Annotated in this window: 26 protein-coding genes and 1 riboswitch; of the genes, 24 read left to right on the top strand and 2 right to left on the bottom strand. The window is 50.8% G+C overall.

Annotation, left to right across the window (positions count from 1 at the left end; genetic code table 11):
- The first annotated feature begins 10 nt into the window (after positions 1-10).
- The 24 genes from J3B89_RS03885 (at position 11) to J3B89_RS03770 (ending at position 22,759) form a co-directional block, all read left to right on the top strand.
- The gene (locus J3B89_RS03885; RefSeq protein ID WP_215396174.1) at positions 11-436 is read left to right on the top strand and encodes a flagellar basal body-associated FliL family protein; all 426 of its coding nucleotides are present in this window, start codon (positions 11-13) and stop codon (positions 434-436) included.
- 9 nt (positions 437-445) lie between these two features.
- Positions 446-1,165, top strand: coding sequence for a FliA/WhiG family RNA polymerase sigma factor (locus tag J3B89_RS03880; protein ID WP_215396173.1), 720 nt, complete (start codon positions 446-448; stop codon positions 1,163-1,165).
- A 19-nt stretch (positions 1,166-1,184) separates the two neighbouring features.
- Positions 1,185-2,042 carry a flagellar motor stator protein MotA gene (motA, locus tag J3B89_RS03875; RefSeq protein WP_092788973.1) on the top strand — a complete coding sequence of 286 codons (858 nt, stop codon included), beginning with the start codon at positions 1,185-1,187 and terminating at the stop codon, positions 2,040-2,042.
- Positions 2,042-3,049 carry a flagellar motor protein MotB gene (locus tag J3B89_RS03870; RefSeq protein ID WP_215396172.1) on the top strand — a complete coding sequence of 336 codons (1,008 nt, stop codon included), beginning with the start codon at positions 2,042-2,044 and terminating at the stop codon, positions 3,047-3,049. Before motA ends, J3B89_RS03870 begins: the two co-directional genes overlap by 1 nt.
- Positions 3,036-3,455, top strand: a complete 420-nt coding sequence (locus tag J3B89_RS03865) for a PilZ domain-containing protein (protein WP_215396171.1) — start codon at positions 3,036-3,038, stop codon at positions 3,453-3,455. Before J3B89_RS03870 ends, J3B89_RS03865 begins: the two co-directional genes overlap by 14 nt.
- Entirely contained in the window at positions 3,448-4,332 is an 885-nt protein-coding gene (locus J3B89_RS03860; RefSeq protein ID WP_215396170.1) for a FliM/FliN family flagellar motor switch protein, read from the top strand. The genes J3B89_RS03865 and J3B89_RS03860 overlap by 8 nt, the downstream gene beginning before the upstream one ends.
- Positions 4,329-4,691 (top strand): FliM/FliN family flagellar motor switch protein, encoded by a 363-nt coding sequence (locus tag J3B89_RS03855; RefSeq protein WP_215396169.1) that lies wholly within the window; start codon positions 4,329-4,331, stop codon positions 4,689-4,691. The genes J3B89_RS03860 and J3B89_RS03855 overlap by 4 nt, the downstream gene beginning before the upstream one ends.
- On the top strand, positions 4,684-5,433 hold the full coding sequence (fliP, locus tag J3B89_RS03850; protein ID WP_251372186.1) for a flagellar type III secretion system pore protein FliP: 750 nt from the start codon (positions 4,684-4,686) through the stop codon (positions 5,431-5,433). The genes J3B89_RS03855 and fliP overlap by 8 nt, the downstream gene beginning before the upstream one ends.
- A 13-nt stretch (positions 5,434-5,446) precedes the next feature.
- A complete protein-coding gene (locus J3B89_RS03845; RefSeq protein WP_215396168.1) occupies positions 5,447-5,716 on the top strand; it encodes a flagellar biosynthetic protein FliQ in 270 nt (89 codons plus the stop codon).
- Positions 5,713-6,492 (top strand): flagellar biosynthetic protein FliR, encoded by a 780-nt coding sequence (gene fliR / locus J3B89_RS03840; protein WP_215396167.1) that lies wholly within the window; start codon positions 5,713-5,715, stop codon positions 6,490-6,492. Before J3B89_RS03845 ends, fliR begins: the two co-directional genes overlap by 4 nt.
- A gap of 3 nt (positions 6,493-6,495) precedes the next feature.
- Positions 6,496-7,647 carry a flagellar biosynthesis protein FlhB gene (gene flhB / locus J3B89_RS03835; RefSeq protein WP_215396166.1) on the top strand — a complete coding sequence of 384 codons (1,152 nt, stop codon included), beginning with the start codon at positions 6,496-6,498 and terminating at the stop codon, positions 7,645-7,647.
- A gap of 3 nt (positions 7,648-7,650) precedes the next feature.
- Positions 7,651-9,723 carry a flagellar biosynthesis protein FlhA gene (flhA, locus tag J3B89_RS03830; protein ID WP_215396165.1) on the top strand — a complete coding sequence of 691 codons (2,073 nt, stop codon included), beginning with the start codon at positions 7,651-7,653 and terminating at the stop codon, positions 9,721-9,723.
- Positions 9,724-10,026: 303 nt separating this feature from the next.
- A riboswitch (cyclic di-GMP riboswitch) is annotated at positions 10,027-10,116 on the top strand.
- 148 nt (positions 10,117-10,264) lie between these two features.
- Positions 10,265-11,119, top strand: coding sequence for a MotY family protein (locus tag J3B89_RS03825; protein WP_215396164.1), 855 nt, complete (start codon positions 10,265-10,267; stop codon positions 11,117-11,119).
- Positions 11,120-11,136: 17 nt separating this feature from the next.
- Positions 11,137-12,450, top strand: a complete 1,314-nt coding sequence (locus tag J3B89_RS03820; RefSeq protein WP_215396163.1) for a sigma-54-dependent transcriptional regulator — start codon at positions 11,137-11,139, stop codon at positions 12,448-12,450.
- A gap of 7 nt (positions 12,451-12,457) precedes the next feature.
- Positions 12,458-12,778, top strand: a complete 321-nt coding sequence (gene fliE / locus J3B89_RS03815; RefSeq protein ID WP_215396162.1) for a flagellar hook-basal body complex protein FliE — start codon at positions 12,458-12,460, stop codon at positions 12,776-12,778.
- Between the two features lie 10 nt (positions 12,779-12,788).
- The gene (gene fliF, locus J3B89_RS03810; RefSeq protein WP_215396161.1) at positions 12,789-14,516 is read left to right on the top strand and encodes a flagellar basal-body MS-ring/collar protein FliF; all 1,728 of its coding nucleotides are present in this window, start codon (positions 12,789-12,791) and stop codon (positions 14,514-14,516) included.
- Complete coding sequence (locus J3B89_RS03805) at positions 14,497-15,516, top strand: FliG C-terminal domain-containing protein (RefSeq protein ID WP_215396160.1); 1,020 nt, start codon at positions 14,497-14,499, stop codon at positions 15,514-15,516. The genes fliF and J3B89_RS03805 overlap by 20 nt, the downstream gene beginning before the upstream one ends.
- Positions 15,517-15,518: 2 nt before the next feature.
- Positions 15,519-16,154: a FliH/SctL family protein gene (locus tag J3B89_RS03800; RefSeq protein ID WP_215396159.1), complete on the top strand. Its 636-nt coding sequence runs from the start codon at positions 15,519-15,521 to the stop codon at positions 16,152-16,154.
- Complete coding sequence (locus J3B89_RS03795) at positions 16,141-17,469, top strand: FliI/YscN family ATPase (RefSeq protein ID WP_215396158.1); 1,329 nt, start codon at positions 16,141-16,143, stop codon at positions 17,467-17,469. The genes J3B89_RS03800 and J3B89_RS03795 overlap by 14 nt, the downstream gene beginning before the upstream one ends.
- Positions 17,462-17,881, top strand: a complete 420-nt coding sequence (locus J3B89_RS03790; protein WP_215396157.1) for a hypothetical protein — start codon at positions 17,462-17,464, stop codon at positions 17,879-17,881. The genes J3B89_RS03795 and J3B89_RS03790 overlap by 8 nt, the downstream gene beginning before the upstream one ends.
- Positions 17,882-18,106: 225 nt before the next feature.
- Positions 18,107-18,268: a TetR/AcrR family transcriptional regulator gene (locus J3B89_RS03785; protein WP_215396156.1), complete on the top strand. Its 162-nt coding sequence runs from the start codon at positions 18,107-18,109 to the stop codon at positions 18,266-18,268.
- 8 nt (positions 18,269-18,276) lie between these two features.
- The gene (locus tag J3B89_RS03780; protein WP_215396155.1) at positions 18,277-18,648 is read left to right on the top strand and encodes a hypothetical protein; all 372 of its coding nucleotides are present in this window, start codon (positions 18,277-18,279) and stop codon (positions 18,646-18,648) included.
- Positions 18,645-19,703, top strand: a complete 1,059-nt coding sequence (locus J3B89_RS03775) for an efflux RND transporter periplasmic adaptor subunit (protein ID WP_215396154.1) — start codon at positions 18,645-18,647, stop codon at positions 19,701-19,703. The genes J3B89_RS03780 and J3B89_RS03775 overlap by 4 nt, the downstream gene beginning before the upstream one ends.
- A 14-nt stretch (positions 19,704-19,717) precedes the next feature.
- Positions 19,718-22,759 (top strand): efflux RND transporter permease subunit, encoded by a 3,042-nt coding sequence (locus tag J3B89_RS03770; protein WP_215396153.1) that lies wholly within the window; start codon positions 19,718-19,720, stop codon positions 22,757-22,759.
- A 65-nt stretch (positions 22,760-22,824) separates the two neighbouring features.
- On the opposite strand, the gene J3B89_RS03765 is transcribed toward J3B89_RS03770, so the two are convergent.
- Both J3B89_RS03765 and J3B89_RS03760 read right to left on the bottom strand, forming a co-directional pair.
- Entirely contained in the window at positions 22,825-23,505 is a 681-nt protein-coding gene (locus J3B89_RS03765) for a M15 family metallopeptidase (RefSeq protein ID WP_251372185.1), read from the bottom strand.
- Positions 23,502-24,893, bottom strand: coding sequence for a Na+/H+ antiporter NhaC family protein (locus J3B89_RS03760; protein ID WP_215396152.1), 1,392 nt, complete (start codon positions 24,891-24,893; stop codon positions 23,502-23,504). Before J3B89_RS03760 ends, J3B89_RS03765 begins: the two co-directional genes overlap by 4 nt.
- Positions 24,894-25,049: the final 156 nt, after the last annotated feature.

The raw sequence follows: 25,049 nt of genomic DNA, 5'->3' as shown, positions 1-25,049 counted from the left end.
ACAGTAAGACATGAAAGCTTTAGTGTTAGTGATTGCAGCAGTGTTACTGCTGGCCGTTGGTGGTGGTGCAGCTTATTTTTGGTTTGGCCAGCAGCAAAGCCAGGTTGCGGAGCAAAGCAAGCCACTGTTTTATCCGCTGGACCGCTTTGTTATCAGCGTTGACCATGCACAACATTCGCGTTATCTGGTGTTGGAGCTGACACTGCTCAGCCACGACAGCCAGGTAATGGCACAACTGCCTGATGCTTCGCCGTTACTGCGTAATACGCTGGTGGCGCATTTTAGCAATATCAGCCATGGCGATGCGAAAGATGCCTTTAAGGATATTCCTCAGGTGCAAGGCACATTACTGGATAAGTTTAACCAGACCCTGCGCCAGAACAAGTTCAGTTATCAGATTGAACAGGTACTGGTTACTAACGTGTTTATTCAGTAAGGCCGTTTTATGCTGGCTACAACCCAATGGTCTGATCCGGAACAACCGAGCAGTTTTAAGTTCAGCCCGGCGCAGGAAAGTGCTTTGCTGAACCGTTACGGCTATCTGGTAAAACGGGCGGCGGCACATTTACGCAGCCTGGTTGGCAGTATGGTAGATAAAGACGACTTACAACAAATTGGTCTGATGGGCCTGCTAAGTGCGCTGCGCCGCTATGGCCGTGATGTAGACGAACAGTTTGAGTCTTATGCCTTTAAGCGTGTCCGGGGTGCCATGCTGGATGAATTTCGCCGCATCGACTGGCGGCCACGGCAATTACGCCAGCAGTCGCATCAGTTACGGGATAAAAGCCGTGAACTTACCCGGCAACTGGGCCGTGTACCCACTGATGACGAGCTGTGTGAGGCGCTGGACATTGATCAAAAAACCTTGCTTGAACTGCAGTATGTCGGCCAGGCAGAGGCGATGGAAAGCCTGGATTTATTGCTGGAGCAACAGGCTGAGGCCCAGCTTGGCAGCAGCAGTTTAAGCCAGTTCGAACTTAAGCTGTCACTGACAAAGGCGATGGCATCATTGCCTGAGCGCAATAAATTGTTGCTACAGCTGTATTACACCCATGAGTTAAATATGAAAGAGATTGCACTGGTACTGGAATTAACCGAGTCCAGGGTTTGCCAGTTACATAAGCAATCGGTGGAAATGCTCAGCAAAAAGCTGGCGCAATGGTAAAGGTACAGGAAGCAGAACAATGCAAAAAATAGTAGGTTTTATTATCGTACTGGGCGCCGTTGTCGGTGGTTATATGTTTGCCGGCGGCAATGTGGCAACATTGTGGCAACCTGCTGAGTTTCTTATTATTTTTGGTGCCGGTTTCGGTGCTCTGGTAGTGGGTAATTCCGGCTATGTGTTAAAAGAAATGTGGTCGCAGCTGAAGTCGCAGTTTATCAAACACAAAGACAGCAGTGCCTTGTACCGCGAGCTGCTGTTATTAATGTACTCGTTGTTGGATCTGGCCAAAAGCAAAGGCTTACGCGAACTGGACGAGCATGTTGAAAACCCGCAAACCAGCTCAGTCTTTCTCGCCTATCCACTGGTGCTGGAACATGAAGCACTGGTGGTGTTTGTCTGCGACAACCTGCGTCTGATGAGCATGGGTAAGTTAAACGCCCATGACTTTGACAGCCTGCTGGAGCAGGAAATTTATACCATTGAACAGCAAAAGTTAAAGCCTTCTGCAGCCATGGCAACCATTGCTGAGGCTATGCCCGGCTTTGGCATTCTGGCTGCGGTGGGGGGCATAATTATTACCATGCAGCATCTGGACGGCCCGCTAAGCAATATTGGTTATCACGTTGCGGCTGCACTGGTGGGTACCTTTATTGGTATTTTTGGCTGCTATTGTCTGATGGCCCCGTTAAGTTCTGCTATGGAGCAATACGTTAAAAAGCAGGTTGCTCTGCTTGAATGTGTGCGCGCTATTTTGGTGGCACATGCCAAAGGCCATGTGGCGATAGTAGCGACCGACTCTGGCCGTCGCATGATTAACGAAGAGCAGAAGCCATCGTTTACCACGATGGAACAATGGATTAACGATAAGGCCGCCTGATGAACAGCTCCAGCTCGCCGGTTATTATTAAGCGCAGTCAGCGCAGCTCTGCCAAAGCCAAATCTGGCGGCGCCTGGAAAGTGGCCTTTGCCGATTTTACGCTGGCGATGATGGCGTTCTTTATGGTGTTGTGGATTTTAGAAGTCTCCAATATGAAAGAGCGCGCTGAAATTGCCAACTATATGCGCACCCACTCTATTTTCGAAGGTAGCCCTGCGCCGTTTGAACCCGGTAATAGCCCGTTTCCGGTTGATTTAGGCGGCACGCCCTCGGTAATTGATCAGAATTCTGCCAACACCTTACCGCCGGATAACCCCTTGCCTGGCATGTCAGAATATCTGCAGGTGCCCTCAGGTGACGACAGGCCACTGGCAGGTAAGGGCGATAAGCTGAATTCACTGATTGATGGCCAGTTCGACAGCCCGGCTGAACTGAGTTTGTTGTTGCAGGCCTTTGAACAGCTGGCCGCTGAACTGATGGCGCAGGAGCATATCCAGCTGGACGTAGTACCATCGGGCTTGCGGGTTATTATCCGCGACAACAAAAAGCAGCAAATGTTTATCCGCGGCCAAATGCGTATGACACCGTTTTTTGAGGATTTATTGCTTAGCCTGGGGCCGGTGTTTAAAAAAGTACAAAACAAACTGATTATTTCCGGCCACACTGACAGCACAGCTTTTAGTGGCAGCCAGTACAGTAACTGGGAGTTATCCGGCGACCGCGCTTTACAGGCCCGCCAGGTATTGGTTGCCGGTGGCATGCCGGTTGGCCGCGTAGCTCAGGTGGCTGCATTTTCGGCTACCCGGCCGCTAAACGAGCAGGACAGTGGCGACAGCGCTAACCGGCGCATTGAATTACTGATCTTAACCAGTGCCGCCGAAGCGGAACTCAACCAGCTGTTTTCGCCCGATAACCAGAACAATCCCGTACAGCAGGCCGCACAGGAAGCACAGCGTAATCAGCCAGTTGGCCGTTCAGGAGTGAGGGTAGAAGATGGTAGCAACTAAGCCTGATGTGTCGCGCAAGTATTTGCGCTGGTACTTTAGTTCGGCAAGTCAACCCCATGAAACTCAGACTAAAGGCATAGCGGTAAAGTTGTGGCAAAGCGGCCTGTTTGGCAGCCAGATATGCCAGGCCGTGGTAAAAGACATCAGCCTGGGTGGCGCCGGCTTACTGGCGCCGCTGACAAAAACGGTACCGGATATCGTTATGGTTGAATATGACAACCAGTTCAAAATTAAAGCTGAGGTGGTGTATCGCCGCCAGGTTAGCGACAAACTGGTGTTTCTGGGTATCAGCTGGCTGGACGCTAAGCGCGAACAGCGGCTGAATTTACTGCGCCGCTTAAGTAAAAAAGCCTACCGGGCATCACGCGATGCCAAAGCCACGGATAACGTAACTGCAGATGAATAAGATGAAAACCCCTACTTTGCTGATCCCGGCTGACCAGGCCGCCCATTGCCAGCCTTTTGCATTGACACTGGATCAGCGCCGCTTCAGCGCGGCCAGTAAACAGGCGAAACAGCGCTTAGCGGATCTGGCACAGGCGGTAGAGACAGAACTGAGCAAATTGCTGACCGATGTCGAATTTAATATTGAACTGACCTTATGCCAGGGCACGGCACTGGACAGTTGGCTGGCAGAGCCGGGGCGGCTGTTATTACAGTGTCCGGTGCTGGTGCCAACCGATACCAACTGTTATCTGGCACTGGATTATACCAGCGTACATCATCTGGCTGATTTATCGCTTGGCGGCCAGCTTAGCAAAGTGCTGCCCGGTGAAGAAAAAACCGAGCTAAGCGCTTCAGAGCTACGCATATGCAGCCGCATTGCCCAGCGCCAGCTACAGGCCATGCAACAGCTGTTGTTTAAAGAGCAATCAGCATTACCGGCCAGTGCAGTAAAGCAGCAAATGGAACCGGCCCGGTTTCAGTACCTGCCATTGAAGGTACGGCTGTTGCTTGGCAGTGATGTGATTAGCTGGTTTTTGTGGCTGCCACTGGAGTTTTTTATTGCACCGCAATATCACAGTGCAGTCAGTGCCAGTGCGGTAGATATATCGCACTGGCCGCAGGTGCCGGTGCAGTGCCGGGTTGAAATGGTGCGCAAAAAAGTCAGCCTGCGCCAGTTACAGGCCTGTCTGGATGGTGCTGTGCTACCAATTGAGTTTGGCAGTGCTATGACATTACAGCTTAACCAGACAGCATTATTTCTGGGCAAAGTGGCAGAAGAAGCCAACAGCCTGGTATTCCAGATTACTGATATCGTTAATAAAGAGAAACAAGCATGAACGAAAACCTGAATCACAGCAAAGGTCTGGATGCGGCTTTGGCCGGGCTGGATATGATGGAGATGGACGATATCTTCGAGCAGGGTACTGACAGTGCCGGTACCACAGGCGATGGTTTGTCGATGTTTCGTGATGTGCCGCTCACTGTCACATTAGAAGTGGCCAGTGCCGAAGTTACGCTGGGCGAGCTTAGCCGGGCCAGTGTCGGCGATGTGCTGCCGCTGGATAAAGCCGTAGGCGAAGCGCTGGATGTAAAAGTAAATGGTGTGTTGTTTGCCAAAGCTGAGGTGGTGATGGTTGATGGCAAATATGGCCTTAAGTTTGTTAACCGCAAGGCGGCACCTGAGTATCATGAGTAAGCCGCTGTTGACCTTGTTGTTGCTGCTGGCAGCTATGCTGCTAAGCGGTACAGCAATGGCAAATGACTTAACGCTGCTATCAGTGCGTGATGCAGATGGCGGCCAGGATTACAGCGTAAAGCTGCAAATTGTGCTGCTGATGACAGCACTAAGTCTGATCCCCGGTATGCTGATGGTACTCACCTCGTTTACCCGTATTGTGATCGTACTGGCCATATTGCGCCAGGCGCTGGGGTTGCAACAAAGCCCGCCGAACCGTGTGCTGATTGGCATTTCTTTGATGCTGACACTGCTGATTATGCGCCCGGTGTGGCAGGACGTTTATCAAAATGCCTTTAAACCCTACCAGGCCGAAGAGATGACGCTTGAGCAAGCCCTGGCACGTGCAGAACAACCATTACGGCAGTTTATGCTGGCACAAACACGTGAAAATGAACTGCATCAGGTGCTGTTAATTGCCAAAGAGCCTACCACTATGGCTGCGGCAGATGTGCCGTTGGAAGTATTGATGCCGGCCTTTGTGCTCAGTGAGCTGACGACGGCGTTTCAGATAGGCTTTATGTTGTTTATTCCGTTTCTGATTATCGATCTGGTGGTGGCCAGTGTGCTGATGTCGATGGGTATGATGATGTTGTCACCGCTTATTATCAGCCTGCCGTTTAAGTTAATGATTTTTGTGCTGGCAGATGGCTGGTCTATGGTGGCCGGTACTTTAGCGGCCACGTTCGGAGCGGCACCATGACGGGAGCCAGACTATGAGTCCGGAACAGGCTACAGAGCTTATTGCTCAGGCAGTGTATACCATCATTCAGATGCTGCTGGTGCTGATAGTACCGGGGCTTATTCTGGGTATTGTGGTTGCAGTGTTTCAGGCGGCTACGTCTATTCAGGAGCAAACACTGACATTTTTACCGCGTATGTTGCTAACGCTGTTAATGGTGGTATTTGCCGGCCACTGGCTGATTAAAACCCTGCTGACATGGTTTGCTAACCTGACCCAGATTATCCCCGGAGTATTCGGGTGAATTCGTTAATTTCGCTGACAAGTGGCGAACTGATGAGCTGGATTGGCGCCGTGTGGTGGCCTTTTGTCCGCTTATCAGCGTTGTTGTGGGCGATGCCGGTATTTGACAACCCTGCCGTTACGCCACGTGCGCGTATTTTGCTGGCGATGTTTTTAAGCTTTCTGGTTGGCCCCACGTTACCCGCAATGCCGCAGGTTGACCCGTTTTCGCTGGATGCAGCGGTTATGACCTTCGAGCAAATTGGCTTTGGCATTATGATGGGGCTGGCAGTACGTATTTTGTTTGAAGTGCTGGCCCTGACCGGGCTGATGCTGTCGATGCAGATGGGCTTGTCGATGGCGATGATGATGGACCCCGGCAGCGGTGATTCTACCTCTTTGCTGGGGCATTTATTTTGGGTGATGTCGGCCCTGCTGTTTTTTTCTTTAAATGGCCATTTACTGACGCTGGCGGTGCTGGTTGACAGTTTTACCCTGTGGCCGGTGGGCGCCAGCCTGTATCAGCTGAATATTACCGTGTTGCTGCAATTGTTTGGCTGGATGTTCGGTGCCGCTTTGCTGGTAGCCTTACCTGCGGTAATTGCTATGCTGCTGGTTAACCTGACCTTTGGTGTAGCGACACGTTCTGCGCCATCGTTAAATCTGTTTGTATTGGGTTTTCCAATGACACTGCTGCTGGGGTTTGTTTGTGTATTTTTAACCTTAAGCCAAACCGGTGTGCAGTTTTCTGCGCTGACCAGCCATGTGTTGGGTAGCATGCGTTTGCTGATGGAGTAAGCCATGAGTGAACAAAACAGCGCGCAGGAAAAAACCGAACAACCCACCGAGAAACGGCTGAAAAAAGCCCGTAAAGATGGCCAGGTTGCACGCTCAAAAGAGTTGAACACTGCTGTGCTGTTAATGCTGGGTGTTGCGGGCTTACTGTGGTTTGCTCAGTTATTGTTTACGCTGTTTATGCAGTTAATGCACAACAGCATGCAGCTGAATAAGGAAATGCTGGCGAATAATAAACTGATGCCTCTGGCAATAGGCCAGGCATTTTTAGAGATGCTTGGTGCACTGATGCCGTTTTTGCTGCTGTTGTTTCTGGCGATGTGGATTATTGGTGCCATGCCCGGTGGTTTTATATTTTCCGGCAGCCTGCTCGGGCCTAAGTTTAATAAGTTAAACCCGCTAACCGGTTTGGCGCGCATGTTCAGCCTGAACGCCCTGGTTGAGCTGGCCAAATCAATCATTAAAGTGCTGTTATTGGGTGGGTGTTTGTATGGCTTTCTCAGCCAGTTATGGACCCGCCTGCTGTTTTTGCAACGATTGGATCTGACAACCGCGTTGCAGGAAGGATTTGGCCTGTTGTCACTGAGCCTGATGATCACGGTAACCTTGTTACTGTTAGTCGCAGCGATAGATGTACCCTATCAGCAGTACACTATTTCTTCCAAGATCAAGATGACCAAACAGGAAGTAAAAGAAGAGCGTAAATCCTCAGACGGCAGCCCGGAGATCAAAGGCCGGATCCGGCAGATCCAGTTTCAGATGGCCAACCGGCGCATTGAAGAGCGGGTGCCCAAAGCAGATGTGATTGTAATGAACCCAACCCACTATGCTGTGGCCATCCGCTATAGCGAAAAAGATGCCAGAGCGCCTTATGTGGTAGCCAAAGGCATAGACGAAATGGCGCTGCGGATCAAAGCGGTAGGCCAGCGTCATCAGATAGAAGTGCTAGAAGTGCCGGTGCTGGCGCGGGCTATTTATTATTCTACCCGCGTGGATCAGGAAGTGCCTAAAGGCCTGTATACGGCGATAGCCTATGTACTGACCTACGTGATGCAGTTAAAAGCCTATAAACATGGCCGTGGCCAGCAACCGGCACCGCTGCCGGCGCTGGATATTCCGAAATCGTTGTTAGACAAAGCTAATGTCAGAGGTAGTTAAACAGTGAACTGGCGTACTCTTACCCAACCTTATACCGCTATTCCCATATTACTGCTGGCCATTCTGGCGATGGTGGTACTACCGTTACCGGCCTGGATGCTGGACGCGCTGTTTACCTTCAATATAGTGCTGTCGGTCATAGTGCTGCTGGTAGCCGTTTCAAGTAAAAAACCATTGGATTTTTCGGTATTTCCTACCGTGCTGCTGGTGGCAACGCTGATGCGGTTAACGCTGAACATTGCTTCTACCCGGGTAGTATTGTTGCACGGCCATGAAGGCTCAGATGTTGCCGGCCGGGTGATCCAGGCCTTTGGTGAGGTAGTGATTGGCGGCAACTATGTTGTTGGTATGGTGGTATTTATTATTCTGATGGTGATTAACTTTGTGGTTATCACCAAAGGTGGCGAGCGTATTTCAGAAGTGGCTGCCCGTTTTACGCTGGATGCTTTACCCGGCAAGCAAATGGCCATAGATGCAGATATGAATGCCGGCCTGATTGGCCCGGAACAAGCCAAAGAGCGGCGTAATGAAGTTGCCCGCGAAGCAGATTTTTACGGTTCAATGGATGGTGCGTCCAAGTTTGTCCGTGGTGATGCCATTGCCGGTTTAATTATTCTGGTGATTAACCTGCTTGGTGGTATCAGCATCGGGGTATTCCAGCATGGCCTGAGCATGGGCGAAGCCTTTCAGCGTTTTGCTTTGCTTACCATAGGTGATGGCCTGGTAGCCCAGATCCCCTCTTTACTGCTGGCCGTTGCGGCGGCGATTATCGTCACCCGGATGAATGACGAAGGCGAAATGTCAGATGAGGTTGGCAAGCAGTTGCTGGCCTCTCCCAGAGTGTTACTGACCACCGGCGGTATTATGTTGATCCTGGGGCTGGTACCGGGTATGCCGGCGCTGGCTTTTATCAGCTTTGGCCTGCCGCTGGTATATGTTGCCTGGCGTTTACAGCAACGGGTAGATAAGGGCGAGTTGGTTCAGGCAGAGCTGTTAACCGAAAGTATAGCGCAAACGCCGAAAGCACTGGGTTGGGACGATATTCCACATATTGACCGTTTATCAATAGAGCTGGGCTTTCGTCTGGTGTATCTGGCCGATAAAGATAAAGGCGAAGAACTGGTACAAACCTTGCGCGGTATTCGCAAAACGTTGTCAGAGCAAAGTGGCTTTTTATTACCTGAAGTACGGGTACGCGATAACCTGCAGCTAAACCCGCAGGAATACCGTATTAAACTGGCCGGGGTGCCGCTGGCCAGCGGCCGGTTAAACCCGCAGCAGTTGCTGGCACTTAACACCGGCGAAATTTATGGCCAGCTTGACGGTGAAATTACCCGTGATCCGGCCTACGGTCTCGAAGCGGTATGGATTGACAACAATACCCGCGCCAAGGCACTGAATCTGGGTTATTCGGTGGTTGATCTGGCGACCATTATTGCCACCCACGCCGGCAAGGTTATTAAAGAAAACTTATCTGAGCTGTTTGTTTATGAAGACGTAAAGCAGCTAAATAAGCGGTTGGCAGCAGTAGCGCCGGTACTGGCAGAAGCACTGGATAAAGCGCTTAGTGCCACAGTGCAGCTGAAAGTGTACCGGCTGATGCTGCGGGAGCAGGTGAGCCTGGGCGATATTCTGACTATTGCCAGTACCTTACTGGACAGCAGCGAAGTAACCAAAGATCCTATTTTGCTTACCTCAGACGTGCGCTGTGCACTGCAACGTGCGCTGGTGCGGCAGATCAGTGGTGATAAAGATGAACTGGCTGCTTTTACGTTGGATGAGAAACTGGAACAAACCTTACAAAGTGCGCTTAACCAGGCAATGCAGGCCGGCAAAGTTGCGTTAGACAGTTTTCCGGTAGCCCCCAACCTGTTAAGCCAGTTTCAGCGCAATATGCCGCTGATCTGCAGCCAGATGCAGCAACAGGGCCATACCCCGGCATTAGTAGTAGTGCCACAATTACGGCCGTTGCTGGCGCGCTATGCCCGTACTTTTACACAAAACTCGCTGGCAGTGCTTTCATATAATGAAATCCCGGAAACATTACGGGTAAATGTAATAGGTGCGCTGGGCTAAAGTAATATGTTGTTGGCCCGGGCTGTCATCGTGTTGTCACAGCGCTGCGGTATGCTGAATGATGTATTTAGATAGTTGTGCAGGCTTTGTAAATATTTAATCAGTTTTAAACAAGATCTGGTCTGAGCTGTTGCCGCAAAAAACTGGCTGAATATGTAACAATATGTAGTTTTAACCATATGATCTTTAAGATCATGAAAGATCTTTTTAAAGTTTGACTTGCCAGAGAGTGGTAATTTAGATATCTTTTATATTATTCAGTTTGGGTTCATAAATCGTTTTACGTTTTATGAGCCAGTTAAGACAATTAAAAGGCAAACTGCACCGAAAGGGCAGGACGCAAAGCCACCGGTCTACGGCGTTTAACAACGTTACGATAGCGGGGTTGCATTAGCTTGGCGACATCCTCGTGATGTGTCTCTGCCTGCGCGGCTGCCCGTGTCAGTGCCGGGCGCTTTCTATGCAGTTTTCCTTTTATTTTCTTAAGCCAGTGGCGTATCGCGTTGCGATACAGGTTGCGGTTAAATAAAAGGGTATCAATGTGTCTTTGTTTTCTCTTAGCTTGTGGTTCAGCACCTCTGCAATTGGCACTGCCATTGCGGGCACTGTGCTGATCCAGCCAGCCGAGCAGGCGCAGTGGCAGCTTGACAGCAGCGCCTTTCATTGCCGTTTGCAGCAGCGGGTTAGCGGGCTGGGCCAGGTAAGCTTTGCGTTGGAACCTGGCCAGTCGCTGCAGCTTGATGTTGAACTGGCGCAGCCTTACCCTGCTTTAGAGCAAGCCACTGTCGCCGCCCGCAGTGCCGATTGGCAACCTGACGTCATCCAGTTGGAAAGCCAGCCTTATATAGCCGAGCTGTATCACGATAGCCGGGTAAGCTTCTTACAGGCCGCATTACCGTTATTTCAGCAAGTGCAGGCCGGAGCCTGGCTACAGTTTGAGCTGGGTAATGGCCGGCAGCAGCAACAGTTGTTACTTACCAGCGTGCGTGGCCACGAGGCAGTAGAGCAGTTTCGTGGTTGTGTGGCAAAAATGTCGCCGCTGTCCTGGCAGCAGGCCCGCGACACCGACATTGTTTTTGCTTCAGGCCAGCGTGTGGTTGACCGTACGCAATTGCCGGTATTGCAAAAACTGGCGCGCTATCTGCAACTTGATCCTTCTGTTAAGAAAATTCTGATTGATGGCCATACCGACGACGTTGGCACAGCATTGGCTAACCGGCAGCTGTCAAAAGAAAGAGCCGATGACGTGGCTGCCCGACTGATAGAACTGGGGGTAAAGGCCAGCATGCTGGAAGTACGCGCCCATGGTAACCGTTATCCGTTGTTGCACAGCCAGGGTAAGGCTGAGCAATCTAATCGCCGGGTGTCTATCCGGTTAATCCGAACCACTTCCTGAGCAGGATCTGACTAACCATGAATTCACCTTATGTATTATGGATTGATCAACAAAAACCCAATGCCGAGATACAGCAATGTATCAGTGCAGAAGGGTACCGCTTATTACACACCCACTGCGTGACTGAGATAATCAGTTTGTGCCATGACTACCAGCCGGCGCTGGTATTTATTGACAGTGGTGTACCGCAAATGACGCTGCCGGATCTGGTAACACTGGTTTACCGCAAACTACCTGCTGCACAAATTATCAGTATGGTAAATAACGACCAAAGCGAATTGGCGTCTGATACCTTACAAAGCGGCGCTATTGATTATTTACTTAAACCTTTTTTTGCCTCGCAGTTAAAAACCTCAATCCGTAACGCTACGGCCATGAGCAAGGGGCTGAAAGATTTAGTAGCCGTGTCGCATGCCAGCCGTCAGATCCTGCAGCTGGCAAACCGGGCCGCGCAAACTGAAGCCAGTGTATTGATACTGGGCGAGTCTGGCACAGGTAAAGAACGGCTGGCACAGTTTATTCATCAGGCATCAGACCGCGCCGGTAAACCTTTTATTGCCGTTAATTGCGCGGCTATTCCGGAACATATGCTTGAAGCCATGTTGTTTGGTTACAACAAGGGCGCTTTTACCGGTGCTGTCAGCCAGCAAATTGGTAAATTTGAAGCCGCCAACGGCGGCAGCATTTTGCTGGATGAAATTTCTGAGTTACCACTGGCCTTGCAGGCCAAACTATTACGTGTACTGCAAGAGCGGGAATTAGAACGTCTGGGCAGTAACAACCGCATTAAGCTGGATATCCGCGTTATTGCTGCCAGCAATAAAAATTTACGCACTCAGGTAGAGCAGGGGCTATTTCGCGAAGACTTATTCTACCGGCTGGATGTTTTACCACTAAGCTGGCCGGCACTACGCGAGCGGCGTGATGACATTTTGCCACTGGCAGAGTTTTTTATTAATAAATACGGTAACGGCAAATACCGTTTAAGCCGCAGCGCGGCCGACGTAATGTTGCAATACAACTGGCCGGGCAATGTGCGCGAACTGGAAAATGTCATGCAGCGAGCCCTGGTTATGGCGCGCGGCATCGAACTGCAGATAGCCGATCTGAACTTACCGCAATGCCACCCGCAGGCTGCTGCTATTTGTGCCGGCTTGCTTAAGCAAAGTAAGAAAAATGCCGAGTTTGATTACATTCTCGATGTACTGAACAAATTTAATGGCCACCGCACCCGCACGGCACAGGCTCTGGGGGTGAGTACCCGCGCCCTGCGCTACAAACTAGCTGCTATGCGTGAGCATGGTGTCGATATAGACGCATTAGCTTCTTAAGGAATTTATGATGATTTCACCAATAAACAGCCAGAGCCAACTGCTGGATATGATGACAGCGTTACAGCAGGTTGCCAGTAATGAGCGCGTTGCACCGGCTAATAATGACAGCGGCATCGGCAGCGACTTTTCACAGGTGATCCGCTCAATCAATCAGCAGCAGAATATCGCTGCGGATATGATGACGGCAGTAGACACCGGCCAGTCTGACGATGTGGTGGGCGCTATGATAGCCAGCCAGAAAGCCAGTTTAAGTTTCTCTATGCTGCTGCAGGCGCGTAACAAGGTACTGAGCGGCATTGATGATGTAATGCGGATGTCACTGTAAGGACAATGTAATGAAAGGCGAAGTGATAAAACAAATGCCCGCTGCGCATATTGAGGGTAACTTTCGCGAGAAAGTCATTAACTTGTCCAACAGGTTTAACTGGTTACCGGGTGGCGATCGCAGCATAGCTTCTATCGCTTTGCTGGCAACGCTGGTGGCGGCGACGATAGTACTGATTTTATGGACTTCAGCTAAAAACTACGTGCCTTTATATGGTAATCAGGAACATTATGATAAAGCCGGTATTCTGGAAGTGCTCGACAAAGAAAAAGTCGCCTTTCGGATTGATACTGACACCGGCAATATTATGGTGCCGCAGGACCGCCTGGCAGATGCCCGTATTACGCTGGCTGCCCGCGGTATTAAAGCCGCCATGCCAGAGGGGTTGTCAACCATCGGCGAGAAAGTAACGATGGGTACCAGCCAGTTTATGGAGTCTATGCAATACCAGCATGCACTGGAAGGCGAACTGGCCCGTACCATTATTACTATGGATGGCGTGCGCAACAGCCGGGTGCATCTGGCTGTGCCTAAACGCAATTTATTTGTTGGCCGTCAGGAAGAAAAATCTGCCGCTTCGGTAATGGTTGATTTGGCACCGGGCTATGAGCTTAAACCAACTCAGGTTGAAGCAATCGTCAGCCTGATCAGTGGCAGTGTGCCGGGGCTGGATCCACGCAAAGTATCGGTGGTAGATCAGCGTGGTAAATTGCTTACCGGCGAGTTGTACGACGATGCCCCGATTGGCAAAGAAACAGACAAAAAGCTGGCTTTTATTCAAAAGCTGGAACGTAATATAGAGCAACGTGCCGCCATTATGTTGCTGCCTATTCTGGGCGATGGCAACTACCGGATCCAGGTATCGTCAGATGTCGATTTTAGTGTGGTAGAAGAAACCCGCGAAGTGGTAGACCCAGCCTCGGTCATGCGGTCTGAATCAATAAAAACCGATACCATGCTTGATCAACTGGCAATGGGCATTCCCGGCTCGCTGGCAAATCAACCGCCATTACCGGCCAATCAGCAGGCTGAAGACAATAACCAGCGTACCTCAGAGCGCAATGAAAGCAGCCGCCAGTTTGATAATGGCCGTGCAGTAACACACACCCGCTTTGAAGTGGGCCGGTTAAAGTCTATGAGCGTGTCGGTGCTGGTAAATGAAGCTGCTGCAGGCGATGCCGGCTGGACGCAACCTCAGTTACAACAACTGGGTGAAATGGTAAAAACGGCAACCGGTTTTCAGGCCGACCGTGGCGATCAGTTTAATATCACCAGTTTCGGCTTTGTTGCCGCAGAGCTGTCAACTGAGCCGCAGGCAGGTTTACCCTGGTGGCAGCTACCTGAAGTAAAAGAATATGCCCGCTATGTATTTGGCAGTTTAATCGCGCTGGCGTTGATCCTGTTCGGTGTGCGGCCTTTGGTTAACCATCTGATCACGGGCAAAAAGCAGCGCGAGCCGGAAACAAACCACGCTTACGCCACCTTGCCGGATGAACCACTGGCCGCACTGAATGCGCAGTCAAATGTGAAAAATGCCGCAGATAGCAGCGCTGATAACGCTCAGAGCGATATACCACAACCGGGTTTTAACGCCATTAACCTGCCTAAAATTGGTTCTGAATTTGCCGAGCAAATCAGCCATATGCAGCTTTTGGCCAGTAAAGAATCTGACAGGGTAACCGCAGTGATTAAATATTGGGTAGAGCGAGGAGTCAGCATTGAATCAACTAAGGTCTGAACATAGCCGCACTATTACCGATTTAGATCGGGCGGCCATACTGCTGCTAAGCATGGGCGAAGAAAATGCCGCTGGCATCATTAAAAAGCTTAGCCGGCATGAAGTGCGGGCGTTGTCAGAGCGGATGGCGAAGATCACCAACATAACGCAGGACGACGTAGCGTTAATTTTAAACGACTTTTTTGACTGCTACCGCAGTGAAAGCGGTGTCAGTGGTGCTTCAAGGTTGTATCTGGAACGGGCGCTGGATAAAGCCGTTGGCCGTAAGCTGGCGCGCGGCATGCTGGATGATATATACGGTGGTGCACTGGCGGATGACTTACGCCGGCTGGAATGGGTACCTCCTGAGTTGCTGGCGCGCTTTTTAGAGCAGGAGCATGTGCAAATGCAGGCATTGTTGCTGGCATTTTTGCCGCCCGAGCAAGCCTCAGCCGTTATCGCGCTGTTTCCCAAACAAAAGCACGACGACATTCTGTTTCGTATTGCCAGCCTGCGTGAAGTCAGTGAGCACGTAATGGATGATTTACGCCATACACTGGAAGCCTGCATTGAATTTGTTGGCGAACAGGTTGGTGCCCGCGTTAATGGCGTGGAAAAAGTGGCAGAAATTATGAACCGTTACAACGGCAATAAAGCTGAGGTAATGGAACTGCTAAAGCAGCATAACGCTGAAACCGCTGAAGCCGTGCAGGACAAAATGTATGACTTTGCCTCACTGGCCCGCCAAAGCGAAGATGTGCTGGCGTACTTACTGAACGAAATACCGGACGAGCTATGGGTAGTGGCATTAAAAGGCTGCGAGCCGGCCATGCTGGACAGCATTATGTCGGCCCTGCCAAAACGGCTGGCGCAGGTTTACCGCCAGCAAATTGAAGGTACTAAAGCACAGACTGTTACTAAAGTAGAAGCGGCCCGGGCAGAAATAATGCGCATGATCCGCCAGATGATGGCCAAAGGCGAAGTAGATTACCGCTTATACGAAGAAGCAACGCTGGGATAACTATGGCCGATCTGTATCGTTTCCCCGGTGTACAGCGCGATCTGAGCCGGCAAAGCCCCGAGCAGCAACTGCAGCAAGCTTATGAGCGCGGCGTGCAGGAAGGCCGGCTGCAAGGGGCAGAGCAAGGCCGCCAGCAGGCACAACAGCAAGCTGAGCAACAGGCGTTGCAACAGGCTGATGCCCGCCAGCAACAGGCGATACAGCAACTGCGCCAGCAGTTTGAGCAGCAATTGCAACAGTTACAACTGCAATTGCAGCAACAACAGCAACAGCAGGAAAAACAACTGGCACAAGCCATATTTGAACTGATCAGCCAACTGGCCACACTCACGCTTGAGGCTGAACTTAGCCTGCAACCTGCACACTTGCAGCAGGCAGTAACCAGCGTACTGGCTTTATTGCAGGTGAATGAACAGATCCATACTATCCGGCTGGCCCCGGCAGACTTTACATTATGGCAGCAACTGGATATTGCCGCCCTTGGCACTATTACCCTGCAACCCGACGCCCGGCTGGCAGTGGGCAGCGCTGAATTTGTTGGCCTGTCTCAGCTGCATTTACTCGATTTTCGTCAGCGTTTAAGCCAGATGTTACCGCAGTTGAAGCAACAGCTTGAGAGCACTGATGAACCTGCTTAACCGCCTGCAACAGGCTGGCAGCCAGCTGGATGCCGGCGCTTTATATCAGAGCTTTGGTACTCTGGTACGGGTAAACGGCATGGTGCTTACCGTAGCCGGTGGCCAGTATACGCTGGGGCAGCGTTATCAGGTAGAAATGCAGGACGGCCAGTGGGTAGAAGCTGAAGTAGTCGGTTTTGACCGCGAGCAGGCGTTTTTAATGCCGCTTACCAACGCCAGTGCGCTGACAACCGGTGCCAGAGTAAAGCCACAGTTAAACGCAGCAGCATTAACTGTAAGCCGGGCTTTGCTGGGGCGGGTACTTGATGGCCTGATGCAGCCGCTTGACGGTGGCCCGGCTTTAACCAAAGGCGAGCATATCAGCAGCCAGTTGGCGGCGGTAAACCCGATGCAGAAAAAGGGCGTCAGTGCGCCCCTGGATGTCGGCATAAAAGCCATTAATGGTTTATTTACTGTTGGCCAGGGCCAGCGGCTGGGTTTATTTGCCGGTTCTGGTGTGGGTAAAAGTAAATTGCTCGGCATGATGACACGTTTTACCAGTGCTGATGTGGTGATCGTTGGCTTAGTAGGTGAGCGTGGCTGGGAAGTAAAAGATTTTATTGAACATAGCCTGGGCCCTGAAGGCATGAAAAAAGCCATTGTTGTGGCGGCACCGGCAGATCAGTCGCCGTTGCTGCGGATGCGCAGTGCCGAGTTGGCGCACCGTTTGGCAGCCTGGTTTCGCGATCAGGGTTTGCATGTATTGTTACTGGTTGATTCATTAACCCGCTATGCCCAGGCACAGCGCGAAATTGCGTTGTCAGTTGGTGAGCCGCCGGCTACCCGGGGCTATCCGCCGTCGGTGTTTAGCAAACTTACCCAGTTGGTCGAGCGCGCCGGTAACAGCAGCGATAGCAGTGGTAGCATGACAGCCATTTACACCGTGCTGGCCGAAGGTGACGACCAGCAAGATCCGATAGCCGATGCCGCCCGCGCTATTCTGGATGGCCACGTGGTACTAAGCCGCGAACTGGCCGAGCGCGGCCATTATCCGGCGATAGATATTGGCGCTTCTATCAGCCGGGTTATGCCGAATATTGTTTCCGAGCAGCAGCTGAAAAGCTGTTACAGCTTAAAACGTTTATATAGCCGTTATCAGCAGGTACAGGAACTGATCCCGCTGGGGGCTTATCAGGCCGGGAAAGACAGCGAGCTGGATCGCGCCGTGGCCTTGTATCCGAAGATAGAGCAGTTCCTGTGTCAGGGTTTAAATGAACAGGTTGATTTCAGCCAAACCGAACAACAACTGGCAACTTTGGTAGCGCAACATGCTTAAAAAATATCTGCAAACGCAACAGGATAACTTCGATATCATGCGCAGCCGGCACAGCCAGCTGCAACGTCAGGCCGAATATGAGCAACAGCGCAGCAGCCTGCTGGCACAACATATTGACAGCATGGAAACCAGCCGCCAGATGGTCTGCAGCCTCAGCCTGCAGAATTTGTCGGGTTTAAAGGTGATCATGCATGATATGGCGCAGCAGCAGCAACACCGCAGTTTACTGGCACAACAGGAAGCAACCATGCAGCAACAGGCCTGCAACAAGCAGGCAGCCTATAATCTGGCGATAGAGCAGGTACTGGAAAAACGCCGCCAGCGCCAGTTACTGCAACAACAACGGCGCGAGCAAAAGCAGCAGGACGAGCTGGCAATGCAAATGTATCAGCGGCAGCGGGTTTCAGGCTAAGCCGAACTTCACGATATCTGTTAAATCCCCATAGCAATACAGCCGTATTGCGGCTTATTTTTTGTGCATCTTTCCCTATATCGGTTACTTTACCGCGATTTTTTATTACTGCAGGTTTTATAACTTTACTGTACCAACTGGACGGTATAGAATTTCAGTATTCTATACCAACCAGACGGTTTTTTTTATTGGCATAACGCTATAAACAGACCTGGGAGACGTAAATTGAGCAAAAAATCGCAGATTACTACCACGCAGATCCTCTCTGCTGCATTAAATGTTGCCGCTGATCAAGGCGCCGGCAAGGTAACGCTTGATGCGGTAGCCAAAGTCAGCGGCCTGAGTAAAGGGGGCTGCTATATCACTTTCCTACTAAAGAAGCGCTGATCAGCGCCATGATACAACAGCTGGTAGATGAGACAGAGACAAGCCGCTTAGCACTGATGCAGCAAGGAGACAATGTATTAACTGCTGTTATAAAGGCACATGCTAATTTCAGTTCTCAGGTGAAAGGCAATACTGCCATGGCGATACTGGCAGCAGCAGCTGAGCAACCGGCCTTACTGGCGCCCGTGCAGCAGATCGGCCGGAAAGTTATGCATGAAATTGCTGAGGCCAGTGGCGACAATTCTGAAGCGTTGATGTTGCTATTAGCCAGTGAGGCAATGATTTTTCAGGAGTTACTGCACATATCCCCGTTCAGTAGCGAGCAAAAAGCCAATTTAGATCACTATATGCTTAGCCGCGCACAGGAGCTGATAAAATGAAACCTATGTCTATCAGGTATTTACTGCCAAGCTTGGCGATACTGTTGATGTTAGCGTCCTGCTCTGAAGCGCCAGCTGAAGCGCAGTCGGTAACGCCTGTTACGGTGAAGCTATACACTGTCAATGGCGATGAGCAGCTAAACAGCCGGCATTTTGTTGGCCGGGTTGATGCTGTCAGTACTGTTGATCTGGCATTCCAGGTTGGTGGCCGTGTAACTGAACTGGCCGTGCAGCAAGGCCAGATAGTGCCTGCCGGAGAGTTATTGGCGGCACTGGACCCGACCGATTATCAGTTGGCATTACAGCAGGCTAATGTGCAGTTAGAACAAGCTAAACGTGATTTAGCCAGAGGCCAGCCGCTGCGTGAGCAGGGTATTTTAACGCCGTCTGATTTTGACCAATTACAAACCAGTTATGACATAGCCAAAGTGGCACAGGAAAATGCCAAGCGTAATACAGATTACACCCGGCTTAATGCTCCTTTTGATGCTCTGGTTACCCGTCGGCTGATTGAGCGCTATACCACTGTTGCAGGCGGTACGGCAGTGCTGCGGGTACAGAATGTCAGTGAGCTGCGGGTACATATTAATGTGCCGGAGCAAATTATGCGTCTGGTGAGCGACAGCAACGATTATCAGGTATCTGTGCGCCTATCCGACAAAGCCACAGAGCGTTATCCGCTGGTATATCGTGAGCATGCCACTGAAGCGGATCCCTATACACAAACTTATCAGGTATCTTTTGCTTTGCCCCGGATGCCGGGTGTCAATTTATTGCCCGGCATGACAGTTAATGTTGTCACGCAAAAGCAGCAAGCGCTGAGCAAGGTGTCTGTTCCGGTTTCTGCACTGGACACATCTACACCAGACCAGTTTTTTGTCTGGCGGTATGATGCAGATAGCCAGCGGGTGCAGCGCATACCAGTGCAGGTAGGCACAATGCGCGAGCAGCAGGTTGAAATTTTGAGCGGCCTTAATCAGGGCGCGCAGGTTGTTTCTGCCGGTATCTATCATTTGCAAAATGGCCAGCTTGTGCGGCCCTTTAACGCTTACTAGGCAGGAGCAGTACTATGCGAATTGCCAGTTATGCGATTGAGAAACAGGTAAATACCTGGCTGCTGATCATGCTGTGCCTGCTTGGTGGCTTATGGGCGTTAATCACTATTGGCCGGTTGGAAGACCCCTCTTTTACCTTAAAAGAAGCCATTATTACCACAGCTTACCCCGGGGCTACTGCAGTTGAGGTTGAAACGGAGGTAACCGAAAAGCTGGAATCGGCTATCCAGCAGTTACCACAGTTAAAGCGGATTACGTCAAAATCGATGCCGGGTATGTCGGAAATCAGGGCCGAGATGCAAGACAGATATGACGGTAATGCTATGCCGCAAATTTGGGATGAGTTGCGTCGCAAAGTTAATGATGCTCAGGCAAGTTTACCGTCTGGTGTGCAACAATCTGTAGTGAATGATGATTTTGGCGATGTTTTCGGTATTTTTTATGCCGTAACGGCCGAGGGGTACAGCGACCGGGAGCTATTGGAATTAGCGACATTTTTACGCCGCGAAATGCTCACTGTACCCGGCGTGGCGAAAGTACAAACTGCCGGTGAGCCGGAAGAAGCTATCTATGTTGAAATTTCGCATCAGCGTATGCTTGGCCTTGGCTTATCGCCGCAGTCAATCGTTGACACGCTGCAGTCAGAAAATACTGTAACAGCCGCAGGCTCGCTGCAGGTTGATGACAAGAGAGTGCGGTTGGTGAGCCGGCCCGGCCTGGATTCAGTAAAGGCGATTGAAAATGTCCGTATTGGTAACCCCGGCTCTACTGAGCAATTAAGTATCTTTGATGTTGCTAACGTCAGCCGTGAAAAAGCAGAAACGCCATCAATGTTGATCCGCTTTAACGGTAAGCCGGCATTTACACTGGCAGTAGCAGGCCAGAGCGACGTCAATATTGTTGACGTGGGCAATGCGGTAGATAAACATCTTGCCAGTTTGCAGCAGCAGATCCCGCTTGGTGTTACCCTGCATCCGGTGTACCAGCAGCATATCGTGGTTGATCAGTCGATTAATGATTTTATTGTCAATCTGCTGTTATCGGTGGTTATTGTGATTGCAGTGTTATGTGTGGCAATGGGTTGGCGGGTTGGTATTGTCGTTGGCGTTACCTTATTACTCACGGTACTGGGTACTGTGTTTTTTATGCGGCTGTGGCAAATTGAAATGGAGCGGATCTCACTTGGTGCGCTAATCATTGCTATGGGTATGCTGGTAGATAACGCTATTGTTGTAGCAGAAACCATGCTGATCAACATGCAGCGTGGTATGCCTTCACGCCAGGCTGCCGGCGAGGCTGCTGGCCGGACACAAATTCCGCTGTTAGGTGCCACTGTGATTGGTATTATGGCTTTTGCCGGTATAGGTTTGTCACCGGATGCCACCGGTGAGTTTTTATTCTCGCTGTTTGCAGTGATCGGCATATCGCTGTTGTTAAGTTGGGTGTTGGCCATTACAGTTACTCCGCTATTTGGCCACTATCTGTTTAAAGTTAATCCGGCTAATGTTGACGCTGACCCTTATGCGGCAGGTTTTTATCAGCGTTATGCCAGCTTGCTCCGGCTGGCGTTAAAACACCGGATGCTAACCTTGAGCCTGCTGGTGGCATTTACTGTCAGCAGTGTTATTGGCTTTGGTCAGCTTAGGCAGGTGTTTTTTCCGGCCTCTAATACACCTATTTTCTACTTAAACTACCATTTGCCGCAGGGCTCGGATATTAATGCGACATCGCGTGATATCGCGAAAATTGAACAATTTGTACAGCAGCAACCAGAGGTGGTGTCGGTAAGCAGTTTTATTGGCGGCGGTGCCAGCCGTTTTATGCTGACATATGCGCCGGAACAGCCCAGTGCGGCTTATGCCCAGATGATCATCCGTACACAACAGCGTGATGATATTCCGCTGCTGATGCAGCGCTTAAGGCAACATTTACCGGCACAACTGCCAGACGCCGAAATTTATACTGAGCAATTAATGTTTGGCCCTGGCTCTGGTGCCAAGTTGCAAGCCAGAGTGTCCGGTGCCGACGAAACTGTGCTGCGACAGCTTGGCCAGCAAATTGCCAACATTATGCGTGAAAACAGTAATATTACTGATATCAGGCAGAACTGGCGCCAGCGTGAGGTGGTGATAGTGCCTGATTTCAATGAAGAGCGGGCCAGAGTTGCCGGGGTTAGCCGCACTGATCTGGCGCAAGCTCTGCAATTTGCCAGCAGCGGCATACAAAGTGGTGTGTATCGTGAAAACGACCGTCAGATCCCCATAGTTGTGCGGCCACCTGCCAGCGAGCGTTTTGATGTAGACCGTTTAAATGACCGGATGATCTGGAGCGCGGCAGACAATACCTATGTTCCAATTACCCAGGTAATAGATGGCCTGATTACCCAAACCGAAGAGGCAAAGATCCAACGCCGCAATCGTGTGCGTACTCTTACAGTCGAGGCTGAACCGGTCCCTGGTGTCACCGCTGATCAGGCGTTAAAGCAAGTTCGGGCCCGTATAGAGCAACTGCCGCTGCCCACAGGATATAAGCTAAGCTGGGGTGGTGAATATGAAAGCTCTGCCGAGGCGCAGGAATCGTTGGCAGGGCAATTACCACTGAGCTTCATTGTGATGCTGGTTATCAGTATTTTGTTGTTTGGCTCGTTAAAGCAACCGTTAGTGATCTGGTTAATTGTACCGATGTCTATTTGCGGTGTTACGGCCGGTTTAATGTTGTCGGGTTTGCCGTTTGGCTTTACATCGTTGCTGGGCTTTTTAAGCCTGTCGGGAATGCTGATGAAAAATGCTATCGTGCTGGTAGATGAAATTGACCTGCAAATACAACAAGTGCCGGACAAAATTCAGGCCATAGTGCAGGCCAGCATGAGCCGGATCCGGCCGGTAATTCTGGCAGCACTCACCACTATTTTAGGTATGCTGCCGCTGCTGTGGGACGCGTTTTTTGACAGTATGGCTGTTACCATCATGGGCGGCCTGGCGTTTGCAACCATACTGACGCTGGTGGCGGTGCCACTGCTTTATGCGATGGTGTTCCGTATTCGCAGTCATTCATAGTAGCTATGCCTCTGAGACAATAAAGCCACCCGCAGGTGGCTTTATTTTAAAGGCAGCGTTGGCTGTTACTTCACTACAAAATCAAAGTACTGCTCGGTATATACCGGTGGCTGGTGGGTAAAGTGCCACCATTCCATGTTGTATACCTTAAAACCGGCGTCGTGCATCAGGTTTTCCAGTAACTGCCGGTTAGCCTGTTGTTCAGCGCTGATGCCGGGGGCGCCAACATTGGATATAGGATCAAACATATCAAAGGGTGAGCCCATATCAATTGGCCGCCAGTTGCCGCTGTTATCTTTTGCTGCAAGGGTTAAATCTATCGTGCTGCCGCGGCTGTGGCCGGATTTTTCGGCAATATATTCGCCCACCAGTTTATCTTTGCCCAGATTAGGGTAGTACTGCGCTTTGGTACGGGTGTCGCTTAAATCGCTGGCCCAGCGCATAAAATGGTTTACCGCCCGTTGTGGCCGGTAGCAGTCAAATATCCACAGTGTATAACCCTGGGCTGCGGCGGCTTGCTGCACCTGTACCAGCGCCTGAGCCGCATTTTGTTGCAAATAGCATTTGTTAGCCTGATAACCGTCTACTTTGCTGCCAACAAAATTCTCTGTACCCAGGTAGGCCATACGCACCTGTGCCTGTGGCACTAAAGTAGCAATATCGACAAAGTCAGCCGGTACACCGGTGTGTGGTTCTACCGCTGCGCAACCGGTTAATAGCAATGCCATAGGCATTAGTGTCTTCATATCATTATCACTCCGGCCAGTAAGAATGCCAGCAGCGCCAGTGCGCCGCAGAACAGGGCATAAGGCAGCTGGGTTTTAACGTGTTCGAGTAAATCACAACCCGAGGCAACTGAACTTACTGCTGTGCTGTCTGATATCGGCGAGCAGTGATCGCCAAACACACCACCGCTGAGTATTGCCGCCAGTACCAAAGATGGCGGCAGGCCGAGCAGTTCTACCATCGGCATGCCGATGGGGATCAAAATAGCAAAGGTGCCCCAACTGGTGCCGGTGGTAAACGAAATTAAGCCGCCCGCTAAAAATAGCAGGCATGGGATCAGAACCAGTGGCAGGCTGTCATTAACGATAGATGCAATAAAAGTACCGGTGCCCAGCAGCTTTAAACTACTGCCCAGCGCCAGCGATAACAGCACTATGGTAACCAGTGGCAGCAGTTCACTCATGCCTTTAAAGCCGATATCAACCAGTTGCTGATGCTTAAAACGTTTGCTAAATAACATCATGCAATACGCCACTAAACACGCCAGTGTGGTGGCATACAGTACCGATTGTGAGCCCGAACCCGATACCAGCCTGCCGTTGCCGGTCATCAGCATAAAGCCCAGCATTGAGGCGACCAGCGTGAGTAGCGGCACCAGCATAAAAGACGGATGGCTGGGTTTTACATCAATTTCGGTATGGGCTGACAGCGTATGTAATTCTTGCTCTGACTTACGCATAGGGCCATAAACCTTACCGGTAAGTATGGTATACAGCACTACTGCCAGCGTAAACAGCGCATAAAAATTCAGCGGTATAGTGCCAATCAGTACGCTTACCGCGTTATCGCCCAGTGAATAGTTGCTAAGCAGGCCCAGAATATAAGCCCCCCAGCCGTTAAGCAGAATAATAATACAAATGGGGGCGCTGGTACTGTCGATAATATAGGCCAGCCGGGCGCGGCTCATTTTAAACTTGTCGAATAAGCCGCGTGAGCTGATACCGGCGGTAAGTGAGCTGAGGTTAGATTCAATAAAAGTGACAGAGCTGATAAAAAAGGTCAGCAGGCCAGCCTGACGCGGGGTTTTTGCCACACCTTTTTCTACCAGCATTTTTACCGTAGCCGACACCCCGCCCGAGTCACGCATATAGGCCAGCAGGCCGCCTACCAGCAGAGAGAACATTAAAATACGGGCGTTATCGCTGTCTTTGGTTACTGCAACAATGCGCTCCAGTGTCTGAATGCCGCCATCCAGCAACAGGCCAGGCCCTGCGCCCTGGCTGGCTTGCAAAAAAATAAGTAATTCAGCGCTGCATAATGATAACAGCAGGGCCAGTATTACTTCTTTGCGCCACAGTACAATGACAATGGCGACCAGCGCCGGAACCAAGGTTAACCAATCAGCCAAAATGGCCTCCTGTTATTATTATTTTGTTTTGCTTTGCTGCTGAATAATTTATACCGGTTGTGTCAGAGTGTCGCAAGCTTTGCCGTGGCTTTTGCGATAAAGCGGGCATTGCAGCCGATTGCGACAGTAGGTGCTATTCAGCGGTTTGCTGGTTGG

This window comes from Rheinheimera oceanensis (assembly GCF_018831085.1).
Lineage (GTDB): Bacteria > Pseudomonadota > Gammaproteobacteria > Enterobacterales > Alteromonadaceae > Alishewanella > Alishewanella oceanensis.
This window is presented reverse-complemented; position numbering and strand designations above follow the sequence as displayed.